The organism is Nonomuraea sp. NPDC049152 (assembly GCF_040648355.1).
In the GTDB taxonomy this organism is placed as follows: Bacteria; Actinomycetota; Actinomycetes; order Streptosporangiales; family Streptosporangiaceae; genus Nonomuraea.
In genome coordinates, this window is sequence record NZ_JBEZDO010000005.1 from 216785 (window position 1) to 236410 (window position 19626).

Annotated in this window: 17 protein-coding genes; 7 read left to right on the plus strand and 10 right to left on the minus strand. The window is 70.8% G+C overall.

What is annotated here, in order from left to right:
* The first annotated feature begins 54 nt into the window (after nucleotides 1-54).
* Entirely contained in the window at nucleotides 55-2673 is a 2619-nt protein-coding gene (locus AB0B45_RS12260; RefSeq protein ID WP_358128902.1) for a DEAD/DEAH box helicase, read from the plus strand.
* A 259-nt stretch (nucleotides 2674-2932) separates the two neighbouring features.
* On the opposite strand, the gene AB0B45_RS12265 is transcribed toward AB0B45_RS12260, so the two are convergent.
* The gene (locus AB0B45_RS12265; protein WP_358128905.1) at nucleotides 2933-4567 is read right to left on the minus strand and encodes a hypothetical protein; all 1635 of its coding nucleotides are present in this window, start codon (nucleotides 4565-4567) and stop codon (nucleotides 2933-2935) included.
* A 718-nt stretch (nucleotides 4568-5285) separates the two neighbouring features.
* On the opposite strand from AB0B45_RS12265, the gene AB0B45_RS12270 reads away from it, so the two are divergent.
* Nucleotides 5286-5969, plus strand: coding sequence for a GAP family protein (locus AB0B45_RS12270; protein ID WP_358128908.1), 684 nt, complete (start codon nucleotides 5286-5288; stop codon nucleotides 5967-5969).
* Between the two features lie 87 nt (nucleotides 5970-6056).
* Here the strand turns inward: AB0B45_RS12270 and AB0B45_RS12275 are convergent, their stop codons facing one another.
* The 8 genes from AB0B45_RS12275 to AB0B45_RS12310 all read right to left on the minus strand — a co-directional run bounded on the left by AB0B45_RS12275 (nucleotide 6057) and on the right by AB0B45_RS12310 (nucleotide 12959).
* Entirely contained in the window at nucleotides 6057-6725 is a 669-nt protein-coding gene (locus AB0B45_RS12275) for an Rv3654c family TadE-like protein (protein WP_358128910.1), read from the minus strand.
* Nucleotides 6647-6982, minus strand: a complete 336-nt coding sequence (locus AB0B45_RS12280) for a TadE family type IV pilus minor pilin (RefSeq protein ID WP_358128913.1) — start codon at nucleotides 6980-6982, stop codon at nucleotides 6647-6649. The genes AB0B45_RS12275 and AB0B45_RS12280 overlap by 79 nt, the downstream gene beginning before the upstream one ends.
* Nucleotides 6983-7365: 383 nt before the next feature.
* A complete protein-coding gene (locus tag AB0B45_RS12285) occupies nucleotides 7366-7614 on the minus strand; it encodes a DUF4244 domain-containing protein (RefSeq protein WP_358128916.1) in 249 nt (82 codons plus the stop codon).
* Between the two features lie 146 nt (nucleotides 7615-7760).
* Nucleotides 7761-8528, minus strand: coding sequence for a type II secretion system F family protein (locus AB0B45_RS12290; protein WP_358128918.1), 768 nt, complete (start codon nucleotides 8526-8528; stop codon nucleotides 7761-7763).
* Complete coding sequence (locus tag AB0B45_RS12295; protein WP_358128921.1) at nucleotides 8525-9226, minus strand: type II secretion system F family protein; 702 nt, start codon at nucleotides 9224-9226, stop codon at nucleotides 8525-8527. Before AB0B45_RS12295 ends, AB0B45_RS12290 begins: the two co-directional genes overlap by 4 nt.
* Nucleotides 9227-9374: 148 nt before the next feature.
* A complete protein-coding gene (locus AB0B45_RS12300) occupies nucleotides 9375-10544 on the minus strand; it encodes a TadA family conjugal transfer-associated ATPase (RefSeq protein WP_358128924.1) in 1170 nt (389 codons plus the stop codon).
* Nucleotides 10541-11581, minus strand: a complete 1041-nt coding sequence (ssd, locus tag AB0B45_RS12305; protein WP_358128927.1) for a septum site-determining protein Ssd — start codon at nucleotides 11579-11581, stop codon at nucleotides 10541-10543. The genes AB0B45_RS12300 and ssd overlap by 4 nt, the downstream gene beginning before the upstream one ends.
* A gap of 592 nt (nucleotides 11582-12173) precedes the next feature.
* Complete coding sequence (locus AB0B45_RS12310) at nucleotides 12174-12959, minus strand: oxidoreductase (protein WP_358128930.1); 786 nt, start codon at nucleotides 12957-12959, stop codon at nucleotides 12174-12176.
* Between the two features lie 199 nt (nucleotides 12960-13158).
* Here AB0B45_RS12310 and acs point away from each other — a divergent pair, with 199 nt between their 5' ends.
* The 5 genes from acs (at nucleotide 13159) to AB0B45_RS12335 (ending at nucleotide 18382) form a co-directional block, all read left to right on the plus strand.
* A complete protein-coding gene (gene acs / locus AB0B45_RS12315) occupies nucleotides 13159-15147 on the plus strand; it encodes an acetate--CoA ligase (RefSeq protein WP_358128932.1) in 1989 nt (662 codons plus the stop codon).
* Nucleotides 15148-15369: 222 nt separating this feature from the next.
* Nucleotides 15370-16596 (plus strand): Na+/H+ antiporter NhaA, encoded by a 1227-nt coding sequence (gene nhaA / locus AB0B45_RS12320; protein WP_358128935.1) that lies wholly within the window; start codon nucleotides 15370-15372, stop codon nucleotides 16594-16596.
* A gap of 31 nt (nucleotides 16597-16627) precedes the next feature.
* Nucleotides 16628-17038 carry a phage holin family protein gene (locus AB0B45_RS12325; protein WP_358128938.1) on the plus strand — a complete coding sequence of 137 codons (411 nt, stop codon included), beginning with the start codon at nucleotides 16628-16630 and terminating at the stop codon, nucleotides 17036-17038.
* Nucleotides 17031-17948, plus strand: a complete 918-nt coding sequence (locus tag AB0B45_RS12330; RefSeq protein ID WP_358128941.1) for an alpha/beta hydrolase — start codon at nucleotides 17031-17033, stop codon at nucleotides 17946-17948. The genes AB0B45_RS12325 and AB0B45_RS12330 overlap by 8 nt, the downstream gene beginning before the upstream one ends.
* A complete protein-coding gene (locus AB0B45_RS12335) occupies nucleotides 17945-18382 on the plus strand; it encodes a DUF309 domain-containing protein (protein WP_358128944.1) in 438 nt (145 codons plus the stop codon). The genes AB0B45_RS12330 and AB0B45_RS12335 overlap by 4 nt, the downstream gene beginning before the upstream one ends.
* Here the strand turns inward: AB0B45_RS12335 and AB0B45_RS12340 are convergent.
* Nucleotides 18379-19572, minus strand: coding sequence for a MarP family serine protease (locus AB0B45_RS12340; protein ID WP_358128947.1), 1194 nt, complete (start codon nucleotides 19570-19572; stop codon nucleotides 18379-18381). The two genes, AB0B45_RS12335 and AB0B45_RS12340, sit on opposite strands and share 4 nt — an antisense overlap.
* Nucleotides 19573-19626 lie beyond the last annotated feature (54 nt).

Sequence of the window (19626 nt, forward strand, 5' to 3'; positions counted from 1 at the left end):
CGGTCGCTGCTTGTGTCTATACGAAATCACGATTCCCGGCCACTTTGCCCATGGATGTCAGACTGGAAACCAGTGAGTTCCTCCGCTTCCTCCCCACACCGAGTCGGTCCACTCCTCCATCACCTGCTCGGCGTTCCCGCACGCCACGAGCGAGTGACCCATGTGGAGCACGTTCCCGCACGTCAAGCGGGTAATGTTCGCTGGCCGGAGTGGGTTCATGACCTTCTGATTACGCGCTTGGCGAACCAGGGGATCGCGGGACTCTGGTCACACCAATACGAGGCGGCCGATCTGGCAAGACGTGGCCGAAACGTGATCATTTCCACAGGCACGGCCTCGGGCAAGTCGCTCGCCTACCTCGCTCCCGCGGTCACGGCCGCCCTCGAAGGCGGCACGATCCTCTACCTCACGCCCACCAAGGCGCTGGCCGCCGACCAGCTGCGCGGGCTCAGGGACCTGCGGATCGCCCAGCTTCGCGCGGCGACCTTCGACGGCGACACGCCGTTCGAGGAACGCCAGTGGGTGCGCCAGCACGCCAACTACGTCCTGACCAATCCCGACATGCTCCACCGTGGCCTGCTACCCCAGCATTCGCGCTGGTCGTCATTCCTCCGGCGGCTGCGGATGGTGGTCGTGGACGAGTGCCACGGGTACCGCGGGGTCTTCGGCTCCCACGTGGCGCAGATTCTGCGCAGGCTGCGCAGGGTGTGCTCCCGGTACGGCACCACGCCGGTGTTCATGCTGGCCTCCGCCACGGCCAGCGAGCCCGCGGCGTTCGGGATGCGGCTGACCGGGCTTGAGATGGACGAGGTGACTTCCGACGCCTCGCCCAAGGGTGCGACCACCTTCGCGCTGTGGGAGCCGCCTCTGACGGACCTGCGGGGCGAGAGAGGGGCGCCGGTACGGCGGACGGCCACGGCTGAGACGGCCGACCTGCTGGCGGACCTGGTCCTGGCGGAGGTACGGACGCTCGCCTTCGTCCGGTCGCGTCGGGGCGCGGAGACGGTGGCGCTGACGGCGAAGGCCCGGCTGGAGGACGTCGCCTTCAGCACCCCCCGCCACTTCGCCCATACCTTCCCCACGCCCCTTTCGTCCGGCCCCTCCTTCCCCGGCGCCCCGGAATCCCTGGACTTCCCCGTCGCCCCGGAAGACGCCCCCCTCGACGACCGCCCGCAGGACGCCGTCGAGCCCCCGGCCGCCGACCAACCCCCAGCGCCCGACGACGACCCCCGCGCGCGTCAGGTCCCGGCCCCCTCTGACGAGCCAGGCCCCCACGCCGTGAGGTCCACGCTCGCCGACCTCCCGAACCGGGTCGCCGCCTACCGGGCCGGGTACCTCTCCGAGGACCGCAGGGTCCTGGAGAAGGCCCTCCGCAGCGGCGAGCTCCTCGGCCTGGCCACCACCAACGCCCTCGAACTCGGCGTCGACGTCTCCGGCCTCGACGCCGTCCTCATCGCGGGCTGGCCGGGCACCAGGGCCTCCCTCTGGCAGCAGGCCGGCAGGGCGGGACGCGCGGGACAGGACGCCCTCGCCGTCCTCGTCGCCCGCGACGACCCGCTCGACACCTACCTCGTCCACCACCCCGAGGCGCTGTTCGGCCGCCCGGTGGAGGCGATCGTGCTCGACCCCGACAACCCCTACGTCCTCGGCCCGCACCTGTGCGCCGCCGCCGCCGAGATCCCCCTCACCGACGACGACCTCCCGCTCTTCGGCCCGACCGCCGAGGCCCTCGCGGCCGACCTCGTCGAGCAGGGCATGCTCCGGCAGCGCCCCGCGGGCTACTTCTGGACCCGTCGCGAACGCGCCACCGACCTCGCCGACATCCGCGGCTCGGGCGGCGCGCCCGTCCAGGTCGTCGAGTCGTCCACCGGCCGCCTGCTCGGCACCGTCGACGAGCCCTCCGCGCATGCCACCGTCCACACCGGCGCCGTCTACCTTCACCAGGGCGAGACGTTCCTCGTCGAACTTCTCGACCTTGAGGCCGGTGTCGCCCTGGTGTCATCCGCCGAACCCGAATACAGCACGTTCGCCCGCGATGTCACGGACATCTCCGTGCTGTCCACCCTCCGCTCCCATGACCTGGGTACGGCCCGCCTCAACTTCGGCGAGGTCGAGGTCACCCGGCAGGTCGTCTCCTACCTCAAACGTCGTCTGCAGACCGGCGAGATGCTCGGCGACGAGCCGCTCGACCTGCCCCCGCGCACACTGCGCACCCGAGCCGTCTGGTGGACGCTCCCGGCTTCCCAGGTGGCCCCGCTGGCCGAGGAGGGCATCGACCTCGGCGGCGCGGCCCACGCGGCCGAACACGCCTCGATCGGACTGCTCCCGCTGTTCGCCACCTGCGACCGCTGGGACATCGGCGGCGTGTCGACCGAGCTGCACGCCGACACGGGGCTGCTGACGGTGTTCGTGTACGACGGGCACGAGGGTGGAGCGGGATTCGCCGAACGCGGCTACGCCCGCGCCACCGACTGGCTCACCGCCACCCGCGAGGCGATCGCTTCCTGTGAGTGCGAGCGGGGTTGCCCCTCGTGCATCCAGTCACCCAAGTGCGGCAACGGCAACGACCCCCTCGACAAGTCCGGCGCCCTCCGCCTCCTCGACACCCTCCTCACCACTCCACCCGCCCCCAGCCCCGCCTCCGCTCCCGACCAGACGGACCCGACCGACTAGCTCCCCCGACGACGCCCAGCGTGGGTGGGTGCAGCGGGAGATGGGCCTGGAGGTGCAGCTGCGGCGAGGGGAGCCGCGATGGGGCGGTTGTGGCCACCGCCAAACGTCCCCTCCTCTGCGACGCCGGCCTTGCCGCGAGGTCCACCCACCCGCTGCGCCATCGGTCGGGTCCGTTACGAACACCGTCTCGCCAGCATCGCGGGACCAGACGCAGAACGGCCCGCGCCCCATGCGAGGACGCGGGCCGTACCGGAAGAAGTCAGCTCTCGCCGCCCAGGTGCCGACGTCCGATGTAGGCGGCCTCGTCATCATCCGCCGCCCAGAAGTCGCCCGCGCCAGGCTGCGGACGCTCCCAGAACCCGCTGTCCTCCATCGAGCGCGGCGCCGGCGGCAGGTAGTCGTCCCAGCGGTCCTCGATCCGCGCCGCCGGCCGTACCGGCGGGATCTCGGGCTCGGGCGCCACGGTGGTCACCGCCGAGCTCGGCAACGCGAGCCGGACCGGCTCCGGCCGTACGGGAGGCTCGGCCGTCTTCGCCTCCCCCGCGCTCATGTACATCGGCAGCCGCAACCCCGCGCTCTCAGGCCCCGGCTGCTCGGGGACATGCGGCTGAGGTTGCGGCTGCGGCTGCGGCTGCGGCTGCGGCTGCGGCTTGCGGGTCTTGGCCACGGCCAGCACGACGGCAGGACGGCGCGGCGCGGCCGCGGTCGGCGGGATGCTGTCGCCAGGCTGCGGCGCGTCGGCCATTGTCGGTGCCGGCGCGGCGGCGGGCCCACCGCTCGCGGAAGCGAGCGAGCGCCTGCGCGCCCAGGCGCCGCCCTGCGCCGCCAGCAGCAGGAGGAGGAGCCCGCCCGCCACATAGATGCCGTACTGTCCGATGTTGCCGATCGGCGACTCCGACGACTGCGCCTTGACGCTGGTGTCGACGGCCTCCGCCTCGGTCCGCTTCGCGGTCTCGTCCTCGGCGGCGGGCACCAGCGTCTCGTCGTCGGACTTCTTGGGCTTGGCGGCGGGAAGCTTGTACTCGCCCTTCTTGTCCGTCTCCGTGGCGGGCAGCGCAGGCATCTTGCTCACGCTCTTCGGCACGGTCTGCTGCGGTTTGACCGTCGGCGTCACCCGCTTCTTCGGCGGGATCGACGGCAACGACTCCACGGTCTTCCGCGTGTTCTTGGCCTGCTGGTTGCCGGCCGTCTGCGGCTGGGCCTGCTTGGTCTGCGCCGCCTTCGGCTGCGCGGGCGCCGGGGGCGCGGGGATGGTCACGTAGGCCGCGTTCGAGTTGCCGGAGCCGAGCATCCCGCCCTCGCCGTCGCTCCTGTAAGCCTTGATCGTGAAGCCAACCTGCTGTCCAGCGGCCTTCCCCGGTACGGCGAGCGTCGCCTTGCACGAGCCGCCCGAGCACGCGCTGTCGGCCGACACCTTACCCACCGAACCCGACTGGCTGGTGGCGATCTCGTAGGACTGGAGGTCGGGCTCGGACCCCTTGCTCCACGTCACGACGATCTTGTCGTTGCCGGACAGCGCGGCGGCCACCCCCGACGGAGGCTCGGCGGGGATCGCCTGGCGCAGCGTCGAGGTGCTCTCGTCCCACTTGCCGCCGAGCAGCTTGCCCTTCTGGACCAGCCGGACCTGGAAGCTGCCGTTGGCGTGCTCGGCAGGGTTCCACGTGTAGGTGACGCGCTGGTTGCCCTTGGCGACCTCAGTGCCGTCGACGTAGAGGACGGCGTCAAAGGCCAGGTCGACGGTGCCCTGGATGGTGACGGGGGCGCTCGTCGTCACCCGTGACGGCATGTCGATATCCGCTCGGGCCTGCGCCGGCGTCGCCACGCCGAACACCGTGACACCGATCACGATCGGCATCACCACGCCTGCGGCCATCAGCCTGCGAACTGCCGTCACGACGCTTCCCCTTCATCGAGAGCCTCGCACCGCCCGACCCCTCGCCCCCGACGAGCGACCAAACGGCGACCGGAAGTGCCAGTTCCTCGAATCCGCAACCGTCAGCCTCGACGGTGTCGTGCAGCCTAGCGACAAAGGTCGGCGACATTACAGACCTCAACACCAGACGGCATGGACCGAAGTAAGCGCGACCTTATGTGAGAATTCCTACTCTTGGACACGTCGTCTAAGAAGTCGTGATTCGATTGCGACATTGCCCCTCTGGCCCCTTCCGCCCCTCTCCGTCTGCCGAGCCGGCGCATCGCGGGACGAACCCTTCGACCAGCCACTCAGGCACATCGCACGCCGGCCCCTGCGCAGCCCGCCCACCGTGACCAGCCGGAAGATGAGGGCCCCGCACCAGCAGCAAGCGGACGCCATCGCCCTGGTCGGCCAGGTCCGATCAGCTCTGGTCGCGCCTCCCTCAGCAACGTCTCGTCGACCACCACGACGGCGTCGCCGCATGCCGCGGGCGCCAATGCGACGAGAACCCGATGACCCGGGGATCAGACCCGCCGGCCAAAGAATCACTGCGCCTGACAAATCCACCCGCGGCACCCCGACCCAGATCGACGGCCACCCCCTCGACAAAGCGGGCGTCCGGGTGAGCACAAAGATGTACACCTCGTTGGGTCCGAGGGAGGAGGGGATCCGGCCAACCGGCCGGAAGGATCGAATCATGACAATCGCCTTGTTGCTGACCCTCGCCGCACTGGCGATCGTCGACAGCACGAGCTTCGGCACCCTGGGCATCCCCGTCTTCCTGTTGCTGTCCTCGCAGCGGTCGCAGGTGTCGCGCCTGATGGTCTATCTCGCCACTGTCGCGATCTTCTACTTCCTCGTCGGTGTGGCGCTCATGCTGGGACTGTCCACGCTGCTGGAGAACTTCGGTGACGTGCTGCGCAGCCGTCCTGCCTACATGGTTCAGCTCGCCGTCGGCGTGGGCCTGTTCGCGCTGAGCTTCCGGTTCGACCCCAAGCGGCGCAGGAAGCTCGGCAAGCCCGAGCACCGCTTCGAGCCTCGCCTCGGCGGGCCGCGGGTGATGGTGGTGCTGGGGCTTACGGCGGGGCTGCTCGAGGTGGCGACCATGGTTCCGTACCTCGCCGCCATCGGAATGATGACGACGTCGAAGCTGCCCGTGGCGCAGTGGGTGCCGTTGCTCGTGGCGTACGTCCTCATCATGATCTTGCCGCCGCTGGTACTCCTCGGGCTTCGCAGCGTCGCGAGGGGCTGGCTGGAGCCCAAGCTGGAGCGGTTGCGCGCCTGGATGGCCAAGCACTCGGCCTCCGCTGTCAGCTGGGCCCTCGCCATCGTCGGCTTCCTCGTGGCTCGTGATGCGGCGATGTACCTGTTCTTCCGCTGAAATCCGGAGCCGCCCTCTTCCTGATGGGCAGACTGGTGGCCAAGCGCGGCCCACCCGTGGCCCGGCTTCGGTGCGACACCGTGCGATTCACGGGCTTGAGGGCGTCGGGAGCCCGGGGGTGGCGGTGGTCGGACCAGCGCGAGCGCGGGCGTGGACGGTCCGGTCGCCGACGCCGGGGAGTGAGAGTCCGACGGAGACCGTCACGTCGGCCGTTGCCTCGGTGAGAGCACACCGGACGAGCTCGGCACCGTTCTGAACCGCGAGGCGGACCGCCTGTGCGCACGCCTTCTCGGGGGAGGCGAGCGCCCATCTGGCAGCTGCGAGCGCACTCAGGTCCGCAGCGCTCTGGGCGCGATGGTGGGCGACCCGAACCGTCCCGACCAACGCGAAAGCCATCGCGACCGTGAACAGCAGAGCCGACAGCGCCACACACCACAACGTCGCCGAACCTCGCTCACGTGACACTGCGGCTCGGTGTCTGCCACGCGTGGGGGCCGGCCGCTTGAGACCTCTCGGCGTAGGTGGTCGTCGGGGGCCACGAGGGTGTGAGTGACGGCAACGGTCCCTGCCGAACACCTCGCCAGCAGCCGGGATGCCGGCGGCGGTCAGGCGGGTTGTTTTCATGGCGACTCCTGAGCGGGGAGAGGGTGCGGCCGTCATCCGGGCGTCGTCTCGGGTCAGGGTTGGGCGGCGCCGGGTTCGGTGGCCGTGACGGCTGAGGCTTTGACTTCCACGGGAGGCAGAGCGGAGGCCCATGGCGGGCGAGCTTGGGTCGTGATGTCGACGCGGGTGATTTCGGCGCCTCTGGCGATTTCCACGTGGGCGCCTCGGGGAGCGACGGCCTTGATTCGTTCGCGGACCTGAGCGAGGGGTTCGCCACGGGCGGCTGCTCGGGCGCCTGTACGGGCGGCGTCGACGCAGCGCAGGTGGATGTTGACCACGGTGACCGCCCACAGGGCCGCGGCGAGGACGACCATGAGGGCAGGCAGTACGGCCGCGGTCTCCGCCGTCACGGAGCCCCTCGAACGCCACCTCGGTGGAGTGGGTGGGACGGCGGGGCTGGACTGGGTCTGGCCGTCGTTCCAAGACCGATCGCGCCCGATCGAGGCCATGCGAACGCCCATCAGCCGACCGAGCGGGGCGAGGCCACTGCTCATCGGCCGGCCCCGGGAGGTCGAGGGGATCGCGCGTCCGCCGGACGAATGGGGGTTGCTGCTCATGGCTGATCGAGTTGGACGGCGACGTTACGTGACCGGTGTGGGTTGGTCGACAACCGGGACATCTGCGGGGCTCCGCTGTGGTCGAGGAGGGAAGCTCGGGGGCCGGGTGCGAGAAGTGACCCCCGAGGTCGGCTGATGTGAGATCGCGAGGTGTCAGGCGGGGCTCGGTCGAGGATCTAGCTGGCTGTGTTGAGGGCGCGGTTGACCAGGGTGGTGAGCGCCTCTTGGACTTCGGTGCTGGTGACGACCTTGAAGAGCAGGGCCGCGAAGCCGCATGCGGCGATGGTGCCGACGGCGTACTCGGCGGTCGACATGCCCCGGTCGAGGCCGAGGCGGGCGGCCTGGGCGGTGCGGGTGGTCCACAGCCTGTGGACCGTGGCGCGGACGCGCTGGGTGATCGAGGTGATGGAGCGGGGGTTTCGCATCGTTGCCTCCCAGGGTGGGGCCGGGTGGTGTCCGGCGCTTGGGGACCAGATTCGCTGAGCGGCGGGGGGTGGGGATGAGCCGAGTGCGGTTCTGTGGATGAGCGGGGAAAGGGGCCGAAGGGTTGTGGATAACGCGCCCCGGATCTTCAAGGGATGAGGACGCCCGCGGCCAGGCCTGCGACGACCGGAATGATGCCGAGCAGGACGAAGGCGGGCAGGAAGCACAGGCCCAGAGGGGCGACGGCCTGGACTCCGACCTTGCGAGCGGCGGCGAGGGCGGCCGTACGAGAGGCTTGGCGGGCGTCGTCCGCGAGGCGGGTCAGCACGTCGGCGACGGGCGCGCCGCTCTGGGCCGCGCGGGACATCGCGCGGGCGAGCGGGCCCATGGAGGGCTCCCGGGCGAGGGCCATCCAGGCGGGTTCGGGGTCGGCGCCGAGGCGGAGCTGACCGCTCACCCAGCGAAGGCGCTGCCCGAGGGGGCCGCCGACGGCCGCGGCGGCGATCTCCGTGGCGGCGCTGACAGGCTGGCCCGCCTGGAGGCAGGCGACGATCAGATCCGTCGCGAACGGCAGGTCGGCGGTGACGCGCTCGCGGTCCCCGCGGGAGTGGTGGGCCGCTTTCTTGTGGATGAGTACGGTGGCCACCGCGCCGACGACCAAGCCCACGATGGCGCCTGAAAAGCCGCCGACCAGGAGCGCGACGATGACGGCGACCCCGCAGCCGGACATGATCGCCCGGCGGTCGGGGCCTCGTCCCCTGGTGACGGCGTGACGGGGGAACCAGTCGGTCGACGCGGACTGCTCCCCGCCGTCGAGCGAGGCGGTGGGGCGGAGGGCGACGAGGCGGTCGGCGGGGCTCCGCGAGGGGAACCACAGCCACACCGCCAGGAACGCGCAGGCGATCGCGACGATCACGCGGACTCCGCCCGGGACGACATCCGGTGGGTCCACCACAACCCGCAGGCATCGAGTGCCACCCCGACGACGAGACAGCCCAGCCCTGGCAAGCTGCCGAACAGGAACCCCAGTGGGTTCATGCCGAGCCCCGCCGCCATGAGCAGGCCGAGCGCAGGCAGGGCGGCGAGCATTCTGGCGGTGGCTCTGGGCCCTGCGAGCTGGGCGGACACCTCACCTCGGTGGGCCTGGGCGGCGCGCAGGGAGTTGCCGACCCGGTCGACCAGCCCCGACAGGCCCGCGCCTACGGACACGCTGACCTCCCAGCAGGCCGCCAGCCTTCGCAGTCCTTCGCCGCCCTGCGCGGGGGCGACCTCGCGCAGGGCCGCTGCCACGTCGCCGCCGTCCCTGGCGGCTGCCATCAGGGGGTTCAGCGGGCGGGGGAGATCGACTGCGGCCAGGGCCCGGGTGAGGGCCTCTCCAGGGGTACGGCCAGCGGCCAGCTCGGCGGAGAGGGCCTGGCACAGCTCGATGGAGGCGACGTGCCAGGACTCGGCTGTGCGGGCGGCGGACGGGCGTTTCATCCTGGCCCAGAGGGACGACGGCCACGGGGGTGGCGATTGGGCGCCGAAAAGGCGGTCGAGGCGGCGGTGGGCGGGGGTGGGGCCGGTCCACAGCCAGAGGGCGAGCGCTCCGCAGAGCGCGGCGGTGATGGTCATGTGGCGCTTCCGTGAGTGCGGGGTGATCTGGCGCGCGATGGCGACAGGCGATGGGGCGACAGGAACCCGCGCATGTGGACGCGACGGCGGCGGGTCGGCTCTGAGGTTGGGGAAAGCGGGCGGGTTGGGGTTTCGAGAAGACGGGGGGTCAAGGTGGGGGTGGGGAGGGTGTGCGGGCGCTCAGGGCGGGGTAGGCGGGGCCGATGCTTGGGCGCCCCCGTTCGTCGAAGGTCAGAGCGGGTTCCGCCTCCACGAATCCCGACGGTCGACGCGACAGCAGGCAGATCTCCGACACCCGCCGCCTCCCGTCAGACCGCCGCCTGGACAGGTGGATCACCACGTCGAGCGCCGCGGCCAGCTGGCTGTGCACCGCCTCACGGCTCAGCCCCGCCGCGCAGGCCAGCGCCTCCAGGCGGGGTGGCACGTCGGCCGCCGTGTTCGCGTGGAGGGTGCCGCAGCCGCCCTCGTGGCCGGTGTTGAGGGCGGCCAGAAGGTCCACGACCTCGGAGCCGCGCACCTCTCCGACCACCAGCCGGTCGGGTCGCATGCGCAGCGCCTGCCGTACGAGATCGCGCAGGCCGACGCCGCCGGCTCCCTCCAGGTTGGCGGGGCGGGTCTCGAGGCGGACCACGTGGGGGTGGAGGGGGCGGAGCTCGGCGGAGTCCTCCACGAGGAGCAGGCGTTCGCCGTGGTCGGCCAGGGAGAGCAGGGCGCTGAGGAGGGTGGTCTTGCCGGTGCCCGTGCCACCTGTGACCAGGAACGCCAGCCGGGCCTCGACGACGGCGGAAAGGACGGCGACCGCCTCGGGTGGGATGGTTCCCGCGGCGACCAGGTCGGTGAGCGTGAAGGTACGGCGGGGCGGCAGGCGTAGCGACACGCACGTGCCGTCCGAGGCGATGGGTGGCAGGATCGCGTGGAGGCGCACCCCGCCCGCGAGACGGGCGTCCACGTGCGGGGACGCGTCGTCGAGGCGGCGACCTGCGGCGGCGGCCAGTCGTTGGGCGAGGCGGCGGACCGCGCCGTCGTCGGGAAAGGTGACGGTGGTGCGGCGCAGGCCGCCGCCGTCGTCGATCCACACCTCGCGCGGCCCGTTGACCAGCACGTCGGTGACGTCCGGCGCGGCCAGCAGCGGCTCCAGCGGCCCTGCGCCGATGAGGTCGGCGCACAGCGCGCGGGCCACGGCCAGGATCTCGGCGTCGCCGTACACGGACTTCTCCGCGCGCAGGGCGACGGCGACCTGGGCGGCGCTCGGCTCGACTCCGGCGCGGGCGAGGCGGACCCTGACCGCCTCGACCAGTTCCTTGGAGACGCCGCTCATGCGGCCATGAGGTCGGTGAGGAGTGTGGCGCAGAAGTGTCCGAGCACCGAGCGGCCGTCGACGAGGCTCAGGTCGCCCTTGTTGAGCGCGCCCGCCAGGCGGGGCTGGTCGGCCAGGTGGCCCGCGCACGGCAGGTCGAGCGAGGCGGCCACGACCGCCTCCTCCAGCACCCCTGGCCGCAGCACCATGCTCACCTCGCCGGTGTGGCGCCTGACCTCGCCGAGCACCTGCGCGGCCGCGAGCACGCCTCTGACGTCGGCCGTGACCAGCAGCAGGGTCGCCGAGGCCCGACTGAGCGCCTCGGCGGAGGCGGGGTCGAGATGGCGGGGCAGGTCGACGACCACGAGGTCGAAGCCGCGCCCGCCCGCCTCCAGCACCGATCGCATCGCCTCGGCGGGGATGGCGGCGACCTCGCCCCTGTGGAAGGCGAGCACGGTCAGATCGCCGAAGGCGGGCAGCGCGGCCCGCAGCGCCGCGGAGCTCACACGCCCCTCGCGGGAGACGAAGTCGGCCCATCGCGCGCCCTGCGCCTCCTCATGGCCGAGCAGGACGTCGATGCCGCCGCCGAGAGGATCGGCGTCGACCAGCAGCGTACGGAGCCTGCGACGTGCGGCCGCGAGCGCGAGGCAGGCCGACAGCAGGCTGGCGCCCGAGCCGCCGTTGCCGCCCACGACGCACACGACGACTCCGGCCCTCGGGGAGGGATCGAGGGCGTCGGCGAACTCCTCCACCAGCCGCAGCTCACCCTCCGGCAGCTCGACCACGGCCTGGGCGCCCACGGCGACGCAACGGCGCCAGCTGTCGGGTTCGCCGGGCTGCCGCGTGGCCAGGAACACCCTGGGTCTGCGGGGCGGCCCCGTCGCGGCGACCGAGTCGGCCAGGTCGTCGCCGACCACCACGATCGGCGCGTGTGCCCAGAAGGGGCGCGCGAGCGCGGGGGCGTGGGCGACGTCGAGCTGGGAGCCTGCCGCGGCGGCGACGCGCACCAGATCGTCGAGCAGATCGCGGTCCTCGGTGATGACGAGGGGTCGGGTCATGGGTGCCTCCTGACGAGCGGAGGCACAGCATGTGCGAGGAGGCGGTCGGCGCGCGGGACAGAACGAGGTTCTGTGGATAAAAAGCGGCGACCCCCGCCGGGGGGGAGAGCGGGGGTCGCCTGACCGGTCCGGCTCCGGGGGGGTAGAGCCGGGCCCGTTTCAGAAGAAAGCTTTCAACACTTAACCAGAGCATGGCAAGGGACTTGCAAAGCTATCCCGTGCACAGTCACCCCAGTTTCGGGAGATACCCCCGTATGCTGCCCGATCGACTCGAGTTTCGTCGAGGAGCAATCTCCAATTTTCGCGAGTTTTTTTGGGGTGTAGTTGAACGACTACAGACCGCTAGATCACCCTCTGTGATCACCAGACCCGAGTAAAGGTCTTGGTCCAAGGGGTTCCCATCGACCCTGATTCGTCGTAGAAAGGTGACACGGACGACATGTCCGGGTGCGTCAGCCGGGTACCCACGCGCGACCAGCCGCGGGAGGCGCGTCGTGACGGGCTTGACCCGGTCCGACGAATGTAAGTTGCACGCTTGGTAACCCGGTGTGACGCGCCGGCGGACGGCGTCTCTTGATTGGGGCGCCGTCAGCTATGCGCGCTGCATCGCCTCACAGATCGCAGTGGTCTCCCTGACTCCCAGCGTCACCGCGGCGGCACACTGCCGTACCCATGCGGCGACGCCCTCGGCCGTGCCCGACAGGTAGGAGCGAAGTCCCTCCGCGTAGGGCAGCTCCAGGTGGCCCACCTCCGCGGGGACCAGCGACTTGGGGTCCAGGCCGTACTCCACGAGCGTGAGCCGCTCGGCGGCGCGCGCGACCACCCCGTCGGCCACCCCGAAGGGGCGCAGTACGGCCAGCTCGGCGTGCACGATCGCGGCCAGGACCAGCGCGGGCGCCTTGGACGGGCTGCCGATGAGCGAAACGAGGGCGTCCATCCTGACGGCCGTCTCCTCCACGCTCGGGACGGGACCGAGCCCGAGCGGATCGGGCGCGAAGTCGCCGGATCCGTGGCGAGGACGCCCGAGGTCCTCCTGCGCGGCGAGGCCCACGGCGGCGAGCGTGTGCAGCCTGGCGAGGACCTGCCTCGGCGCGCTCCTCCACGTGGGACCCAGCCGTCCCAGCTCGGCCGACGCCCTCAGCGCCCCCTGCACGACGGGCGAGGACACCTCTCCCCTGCGCAGCACGTCCAGCGGCACGTCGTCGCCCGCCAGCGCGGCCGACGCCCGCGCGCCGCGCAGCGCGGCCTCGGCCGACACCTCGGGACTACGGCGGCGCAGAACGCGATGCCGGTACAACCGGTCGACGGCCTCGCGCGCCTCTTCAACGGCTTCGGGAACTCCGGGAAGGTCGGCAATGACTGCCAATGGGTCACTCACAGGATCCGACCTTACCCGCCAGTAGCAAGCAATTCGTGCGACCCCATTCCATAATTCTGAGATTTCAGGATTACAACGGTTTAATAGCATTGTCAGCAGCCCTGGTCAGCGGCAGGCTCTTGGTACAGACCTGTCTAGACCTCTTGTGGAGGGCCTGGGTGGGCTGGTGAAGTGGGACAGCAACACTCAATCTGGCCATATGAAGGAGCATGAAGTGGCCCCCGAGACCCCTGGCACCGAGCCTCAGGCGCTGTCCAACCTGCTGGAGGAGAACCGCCGGTTCGCACCACCAGCGGACCTGGCCGCGGCCGCGAATGTGACCGCCGCCGCCTACACCGAGGCTGACGCGGACCGGCTGGCGTTCTGGGAGAGTGCGGCCGAACGGTTGACCTGGGCCAAGCGCTGGGACACCACGCTCGAATGGAACCCGCCGTTCGCCAAGTGGTTCGTCGGCGGCCGGCTCAACATCGCCTACAACTGCGTCGACAGGCATGTCGAGGCGGGCAACGGCGAGAAGGTCGCCTACTACTGGGAGGGCGAGCCGGAGGGCGACAGCCGTACCATCACCTATGCCGACCTCCAGCGGGAGGTCAACAAGGCCGCCAACGCCCTCACCGAGCTGGGCGTGGGCAAGGGCGACCGCGTGGCGATCTACATGCCCATGATCCCCGAGCTGCCCGTCGCGATGCTGGCGTGCGCCCGCATCGGCGCGGTCCACTCGGTGGTGTTCGGCGGCTTCTCCGCCAGCGCGTTGCAGAGCCGGATCGAGGACGCCGACGCCAAGCTCGTCATCACCGCCGACGGCGGCTACCGCCGCGGCGCGCCCTCCGCGCTCAAGCCGACCGTGGACGAGGCCGTCGCGCGGACCCCCGGCGTGGAGCACGTGCTCGTGGTCCGCCGCACCGGCCAGGAAGTCGCCGCGCAGGAGCGCGACGTCTGGTGGGACGACGTGGTCGAACGGCAGAGCGACCAGCACGAGGCGCAGCCGCACGACGCCGAGGACCCGCTGTACATCCTCTACACCAGCGGCACCACAGGGAAGCCGAAGGGCATCCTGCACACCACGGGCGGCTACCTGACGCAGACCGCGTGGACCCACCACGCCGTCTTCGACCTCAAGCCCGAGAGCGACATCTACTGGTGCACCGCCGACATCGGGTGGGTGACCGGGCACTCCTACATCGTGTACGGCCCGCTCGCCAACGGCGCGACCAGCGTCATCTACGAGGGCACGCCCGACACCCCGCACCGTGGCCGCTTTTGGGAGATCGTCCAGAAGTACAAGATCACGATCCTGTACACCGCGCCCACGGCCATCAGGACGTTCATGAAGTGGGGCGACGACATCCCCGCCAAGTACGACATGTCGTCCCTGCGCATCCTTGGGTCGGTCGGCGAGCCGATCAACCCCGAGGCGTACGTCTGGTACCGCGAGCACATCGGCGGCGAGCGCTGCCCCGTCGTCGACACCTGGTGGCAGACCGAGACGGGCGCCATCATGATCAGCCCGCTGCCCGGCGTGACGTCGGGCAAGCCCGGCGCGGCGATGCGCCCGCTGCCGGGCATCACCGCGGACGTCGTCGACGACCAGGGCCACAGCGTTCCGAACGGCGGCGGCGGCTTCCTCGTCGTACGGGACCCGTGGCCTGCGATGCTCAGGACGATCTGGGGCGACGACCAGCGCTACATCGACACGTACTGGTCGCGGTTCGAGGGCATGTACTTCCCCGGCGACGGCGCGAAGAGGGACGCGGACGGCGACCTGTGGCTGCTCGGCCGCGTCGACGACGTCATGCTCGTGTCGGGGCACAACATCTCGACGACCGAGGTGGAGTCGGCGCTGGTGTCGCACCCGAAGGTCGCCGAGGCGGCGGTCGTGGGCGCCACGGACCCGGTGACGGGGCAGGCGATCGTGTCGTTCGTGATCCTGCGCGGGAGCGCGGAGGAGAGCGACGACATCGCGTCCGACCTGCGGAACCATGTGGCGAAGACGCTCGGGCCCATCGCCAAGCCGCGGCAGATCCTGGTGGTGCCCGAGCTGCCGAAGACGCGGTCGGGGAAGATCATGCGGCGGTTGCTGCGTGATGTGGCGGAGAACAGGAGCATCGGGGACGTCACGACGCTGGCGGACAGCACGGTGATGAACCTGATCTCGGAGAAGCTGCCGAGCGCGAAGTCGGAGGACTGAGCGCGTCCCTTCGTTCGGGAACCTCTGCGGAGACCCCGGCCACCGCCCCATCCCTGGGCGCGGGACCGGGGTCTTTCGCGTTCGGGGTCCAGCGGCCCTCACCGTGGGTGTGGGGGCCTCGAAGGTTGGGGGAGGGGTCTGGGTAGGATCATGCCCAGGTGTGCCGGGAAGTCTGGTCGGCGGGGAACGACCGATCGCACCCGAACACCGAGGGGGAAGACCGTGCGCCGAGCCGCCGAAGTGTGGCCGCTCCGACCGACCGTCCGCTACGCCCGCACACTCGCCGAGGCGTTGCGCGCGGAAACCATCGGCGGCGTCATCATGCTGCTCGCCACCGTCGCCGCCCTCATCTGGGCGAATGTCTCGTACGACTCCTATGAGGCCCTCCGTACGACCACCGTCGGCCCCGCAGAACTCCATCTCGACATGGAGCTCTACAAGTGGGCGCAGAACGGCCTGCTGACGATCTTCTTCTTCGTCGCGGGCCTGGAGGTGAAGGAGGAGTTCGTCCACGGCGAGCTCGCCAACCTCCGCAAAGCCGCCCTGCCCATCATCGCCGCCGTCTCCGGCATGGTCGTCCCCGCGATCGTCTACCTCGCCGTGAGCTGGGGCGCGGAGAACGCCGCCAGAGGCTGGGCGATCCCGACCGCCACCGACATCGCCTTCGCCCTCGCGGTGCTCGCCGTGACGGCCAGCGCGATGCCCGCCGCGCTGCGCGCGTTCCTGCTCACGTGCGCGGTCGTCGACGACCTCGGCGCCATCACGATCATCGCGATCTTCTACACCGACCACCTCGCCGTGGTCATGCTGCTGATCGGCGTCGCCCTGCTCGCGCTCTACGGCGTGCTGCAGCGCAGGCGCGTCAGGAGCCTCTGGGTCCACCTGCCGCTCGCCGTACTCACCTGGTACTTCATCGAGGCCAGCGGCGTGCACGCGACGGTGGCAGGCGTCGCGCTCGGCCTGCTGACCAGGGTCACGATCGACGGCGACGAGGACAGCTCCCCCGCCGAGCGGGCCGACCACTACGTCAGGCCGTTCTCGGCGGGGTTCGCGGTGCCCGTGTTCGCGTTCCTGTCGGCCGGTGTACGGCTCGACGGGAACAGCCTGAGCATGATCTTCAGCGATCGGGTAGTCCTGGGGGTGATGGCAGGACTGGTCCTCGGTAAGTTCCTTGGCGTGTTCGGCGGATCGTGGCTGTCGGTACGGCTGGGCCTGGCCAGGCTGTCGGAGGAGTTGCGATGGCGGGACATGGCGGCGGTCTCGTTGCTCGGCGGCATCGGGTTCACGGTGTCGCTGCTCATCGGCGACCTCGCGTTCGGCGCGGACCAGTCGCGAACCACGGCCGTGACGACGGGGATCCTCGCCGCCAGCCTCGTGGCGTCGGTGCTGGCGGCGGTGCTTCTCCACGTCCGCGTGCGCAAGCGTCGCAATGGACTGGATGATGTTTGACACGGGCACCTGGCCCCGATAGGAGACGTTCATGCCGCAGACTTCCGAGGAAGAATCCCTGGGCGCGCTGGTCGCTCAGGCGACCGACCAGATCTCGACCCTTGTCCGCTCGGAGATCGAGCTCGCCAAGGCCGAGCTCAGGTTCGACGCCAAACGGGTCGGCACCGCCGCAGGGCTGTTCGCGGCCGCGGCCTTCATGGCACACCTGTGCCTGATCCTGGCCTCCTTCGCCATCGCCTACGTGCTCGTGGAGCTCGGCGTGTGGCAGTGGCTGGCCTTCACCATCGTCACGGTGTTCTACCTGCTGGTGGCGGGGGTGCTGGTGTTCGTCGGCATCCGCAGGCTGAAGGGTCTCGCGGGGATGAAGCGCACCACCAGGTCGCTGAAGGGCCTGAAGGAGATCGCCACGCCGGAGGGCGAGCTGGTGAAACCTGATGCCTGACGAGAGTTACGTCCAGCTGGAAGGCCCCTGGACGCATCGGGGGGTCCACGCGGGTGGCACCCGTTTCCACATCGTGGAGGCGGGCGAGGGGCCGCTCGTGCTGCTGTTGCACGGCTTCCCGCAGTTCTGGTGGACGTGGCGGCACCAGCTGAAGAGCCTGGCTCGGGCGGGCTACCGCGCCGTCGCCGTCGACCTGCGCGGCTACGGCGGCAGCGACAAGCCGCCGCGCGGCTACGACCTGCCGACGCTGGCCGGCGACGCCACGGGCCTGATCCGCGCGCTCGGCGAGACGGGCGCGATCGTGGTCGGCCACGACTGGGGCGGGCTGCTGGCCTGGACGATGGCGGTGACCGACCCCAAGTCCGTGCACCGCCTGGTCGCCGTGTCCGCCCCACATCCCGTACGGCTGCGCAGCGCCCTGCGGACCGACCCGTTCGGCCAGCTCAAGGCCAGCGGGTACTCCTTCGGCTTCCAGCTGCCCTTCCTGCCCGAGCGGCGGCTGACCCGCCACGACGGCGAGCTGGTGGGCCGGCTGCTCGACGACTGGTCGCGGCCCGGCTGGCCCGACGCCGACACCGCGCGCGTATACCGGGAGGCGTTCGGCATCCCGGCCGTCGCCCACTGCGCGCTGGAGTACCACCGCTGGTTCGGCCGCTCCCAGCTGCGCCCCGACGGCATGCGCTACGCCCGCGCCATGCGCGCCGAGATCGAGGCGCCCACCCTGCAGTTGCACGGCGCGCTCGACACCTGCATCCTGCCGCGCACCGCGAACGGCTCCAGCCGCTACGTCGCCGCGCCGTACAGGTGGCGGCTGGTGGAGGGGGCGGGGCACTTCCCGCACGAGGAGGCGCCAGAGGCGTTCGACGCCGAGCTGCTGGCCTGGCTGTCCGACCCGGAGTCTGACCGATGAGGGACAGGGACCCGCAGGGGCGTCCGCGTAACGCGAGACCCCGCGACGAGTACGGCAGGCCGCTCCCCCACGGCGCCGAGGGCGTCCCCAGGGTTCCCGACGACTACGCGCCCACGACCGAGCAGGCGCTCGCCGACGCCCGCGCCTTCCTGTCGGCCGGACGCCCCTTCCACGCCCACGAGGTCTTCGAGGGCCGCTGGAAGTGCGCTCCCGACGACGAGAGGGAGCTGTGGCAGGGGCTGGCGCAGATCTGCGTCGGGCTGACCCATCTGCAGCGCGGCAACGGGCGCGGCGCCGTCACGCTGCTCTCCCGCGGCGCGGCCCGCGTCCAGCGGTACGGCACGCCGTACGACCAGGTGGCCGGCCTGGCGCTGGCGCTGGAGGAGGGCAGTGACCCCGCGGCGGCGATCGCCGCCTTCCTCGACGCGCTCTAGTCGCACTCCATCGTGTCGGCGGGCGTCGTGTCGTGCTCGCCCTTGACCGCGTCGGGCCTGACCTCACCGGCGGTCAGCACGTAGCCGGTCTCGGCCTGGTTGGTCGCGGCGGCGAAGATGACGCCGAACACCTTGCCGTCCACGGTCAGCAGCGGGCCGCCCGAGTTACCGGGCAGGACCTTGCCGCGGATCGCGTAGACCTCGCGCTCGACCTCGCTCGCGCGGTAGATGTCGGGCCCCTTGGCCATCTGCTTGATCCTGATGCGGGCCGACTCGGCGGTGAACCCCTGCCCCTTCGGGAAGCCCGCGATGATCGCGTTGTCGTTCTTCTCCGCGATGCTGTCGAAGGCGAGCGGCTGGATGCCCAGGTTCGGCACGTGGAGGATGGCGATGTCGCGCTTGGGGTTGTAGACGACGACCTCGGCGTCCCGCGATCTGCCGTCCTGGTCGGTGACCCTGAGGTCTCTGGTGACGCCCGCGACCACGTGCGCGTTGGTCATGATGCGGTCGGGGGCGTAGACGAACCCGGTGCCCTCGATGCGCTTGCTGCAGCTCGGCGCCGTGCCCTGCACCTTGAGGATCGCCTTCTGCGCCTTCTGCAGCCTCGGGCCCTGCAGTTGGCTGCGCGGCGCGGGCGGCGGCACCTCGACGAACGGCCCGTTGGCTATGGCGTCGAAGACGGGCGGGAACTCCGACCTGTCGATGAAGTCCTTGAACGGCTTCTGCCAGTTGCGCGCGGCGTCGGGAACGGCCTCGTCGACGGTGCCGAGCAGCAGGGAGTCCTTCACCTGGGTGCTGAGCACGGTGAAGGACGTGGAGACGACGAGTGAGCCGATGAGCCACGCGATGACCAGCACCGACAGCGCGCTGGCGAACGTGCCGCCCACGGCGTCGGCCACCCGCGCGGGCTCCCAGGTCACGTGGCTGCGCACCACCGCGCCGATCGTGGAGGAGGCGAACTGGCCGATCGTCGCCGCCAGGAAGACGATCACGATCGCGAGCAGCGCCTGCTCTGTCTCACCGCCGACCACCGCTTTGGCGATGGGCGGCGCGATGTACACGCCGAGCACGGCCCCGCCCACGAACCCCACGAAGCTCATCGCGCCGATGATGAAGCCCTGGCGGTAACCCGAGATGCCGAAGGCGATCACGAGGCCGATCAGGATGAGGTCGAGCAGATCACCGCGCACGTTTCAAAGGTATCCACCGATACGGTCAAGCGTGAACGTCTTCCGCTAGGACCG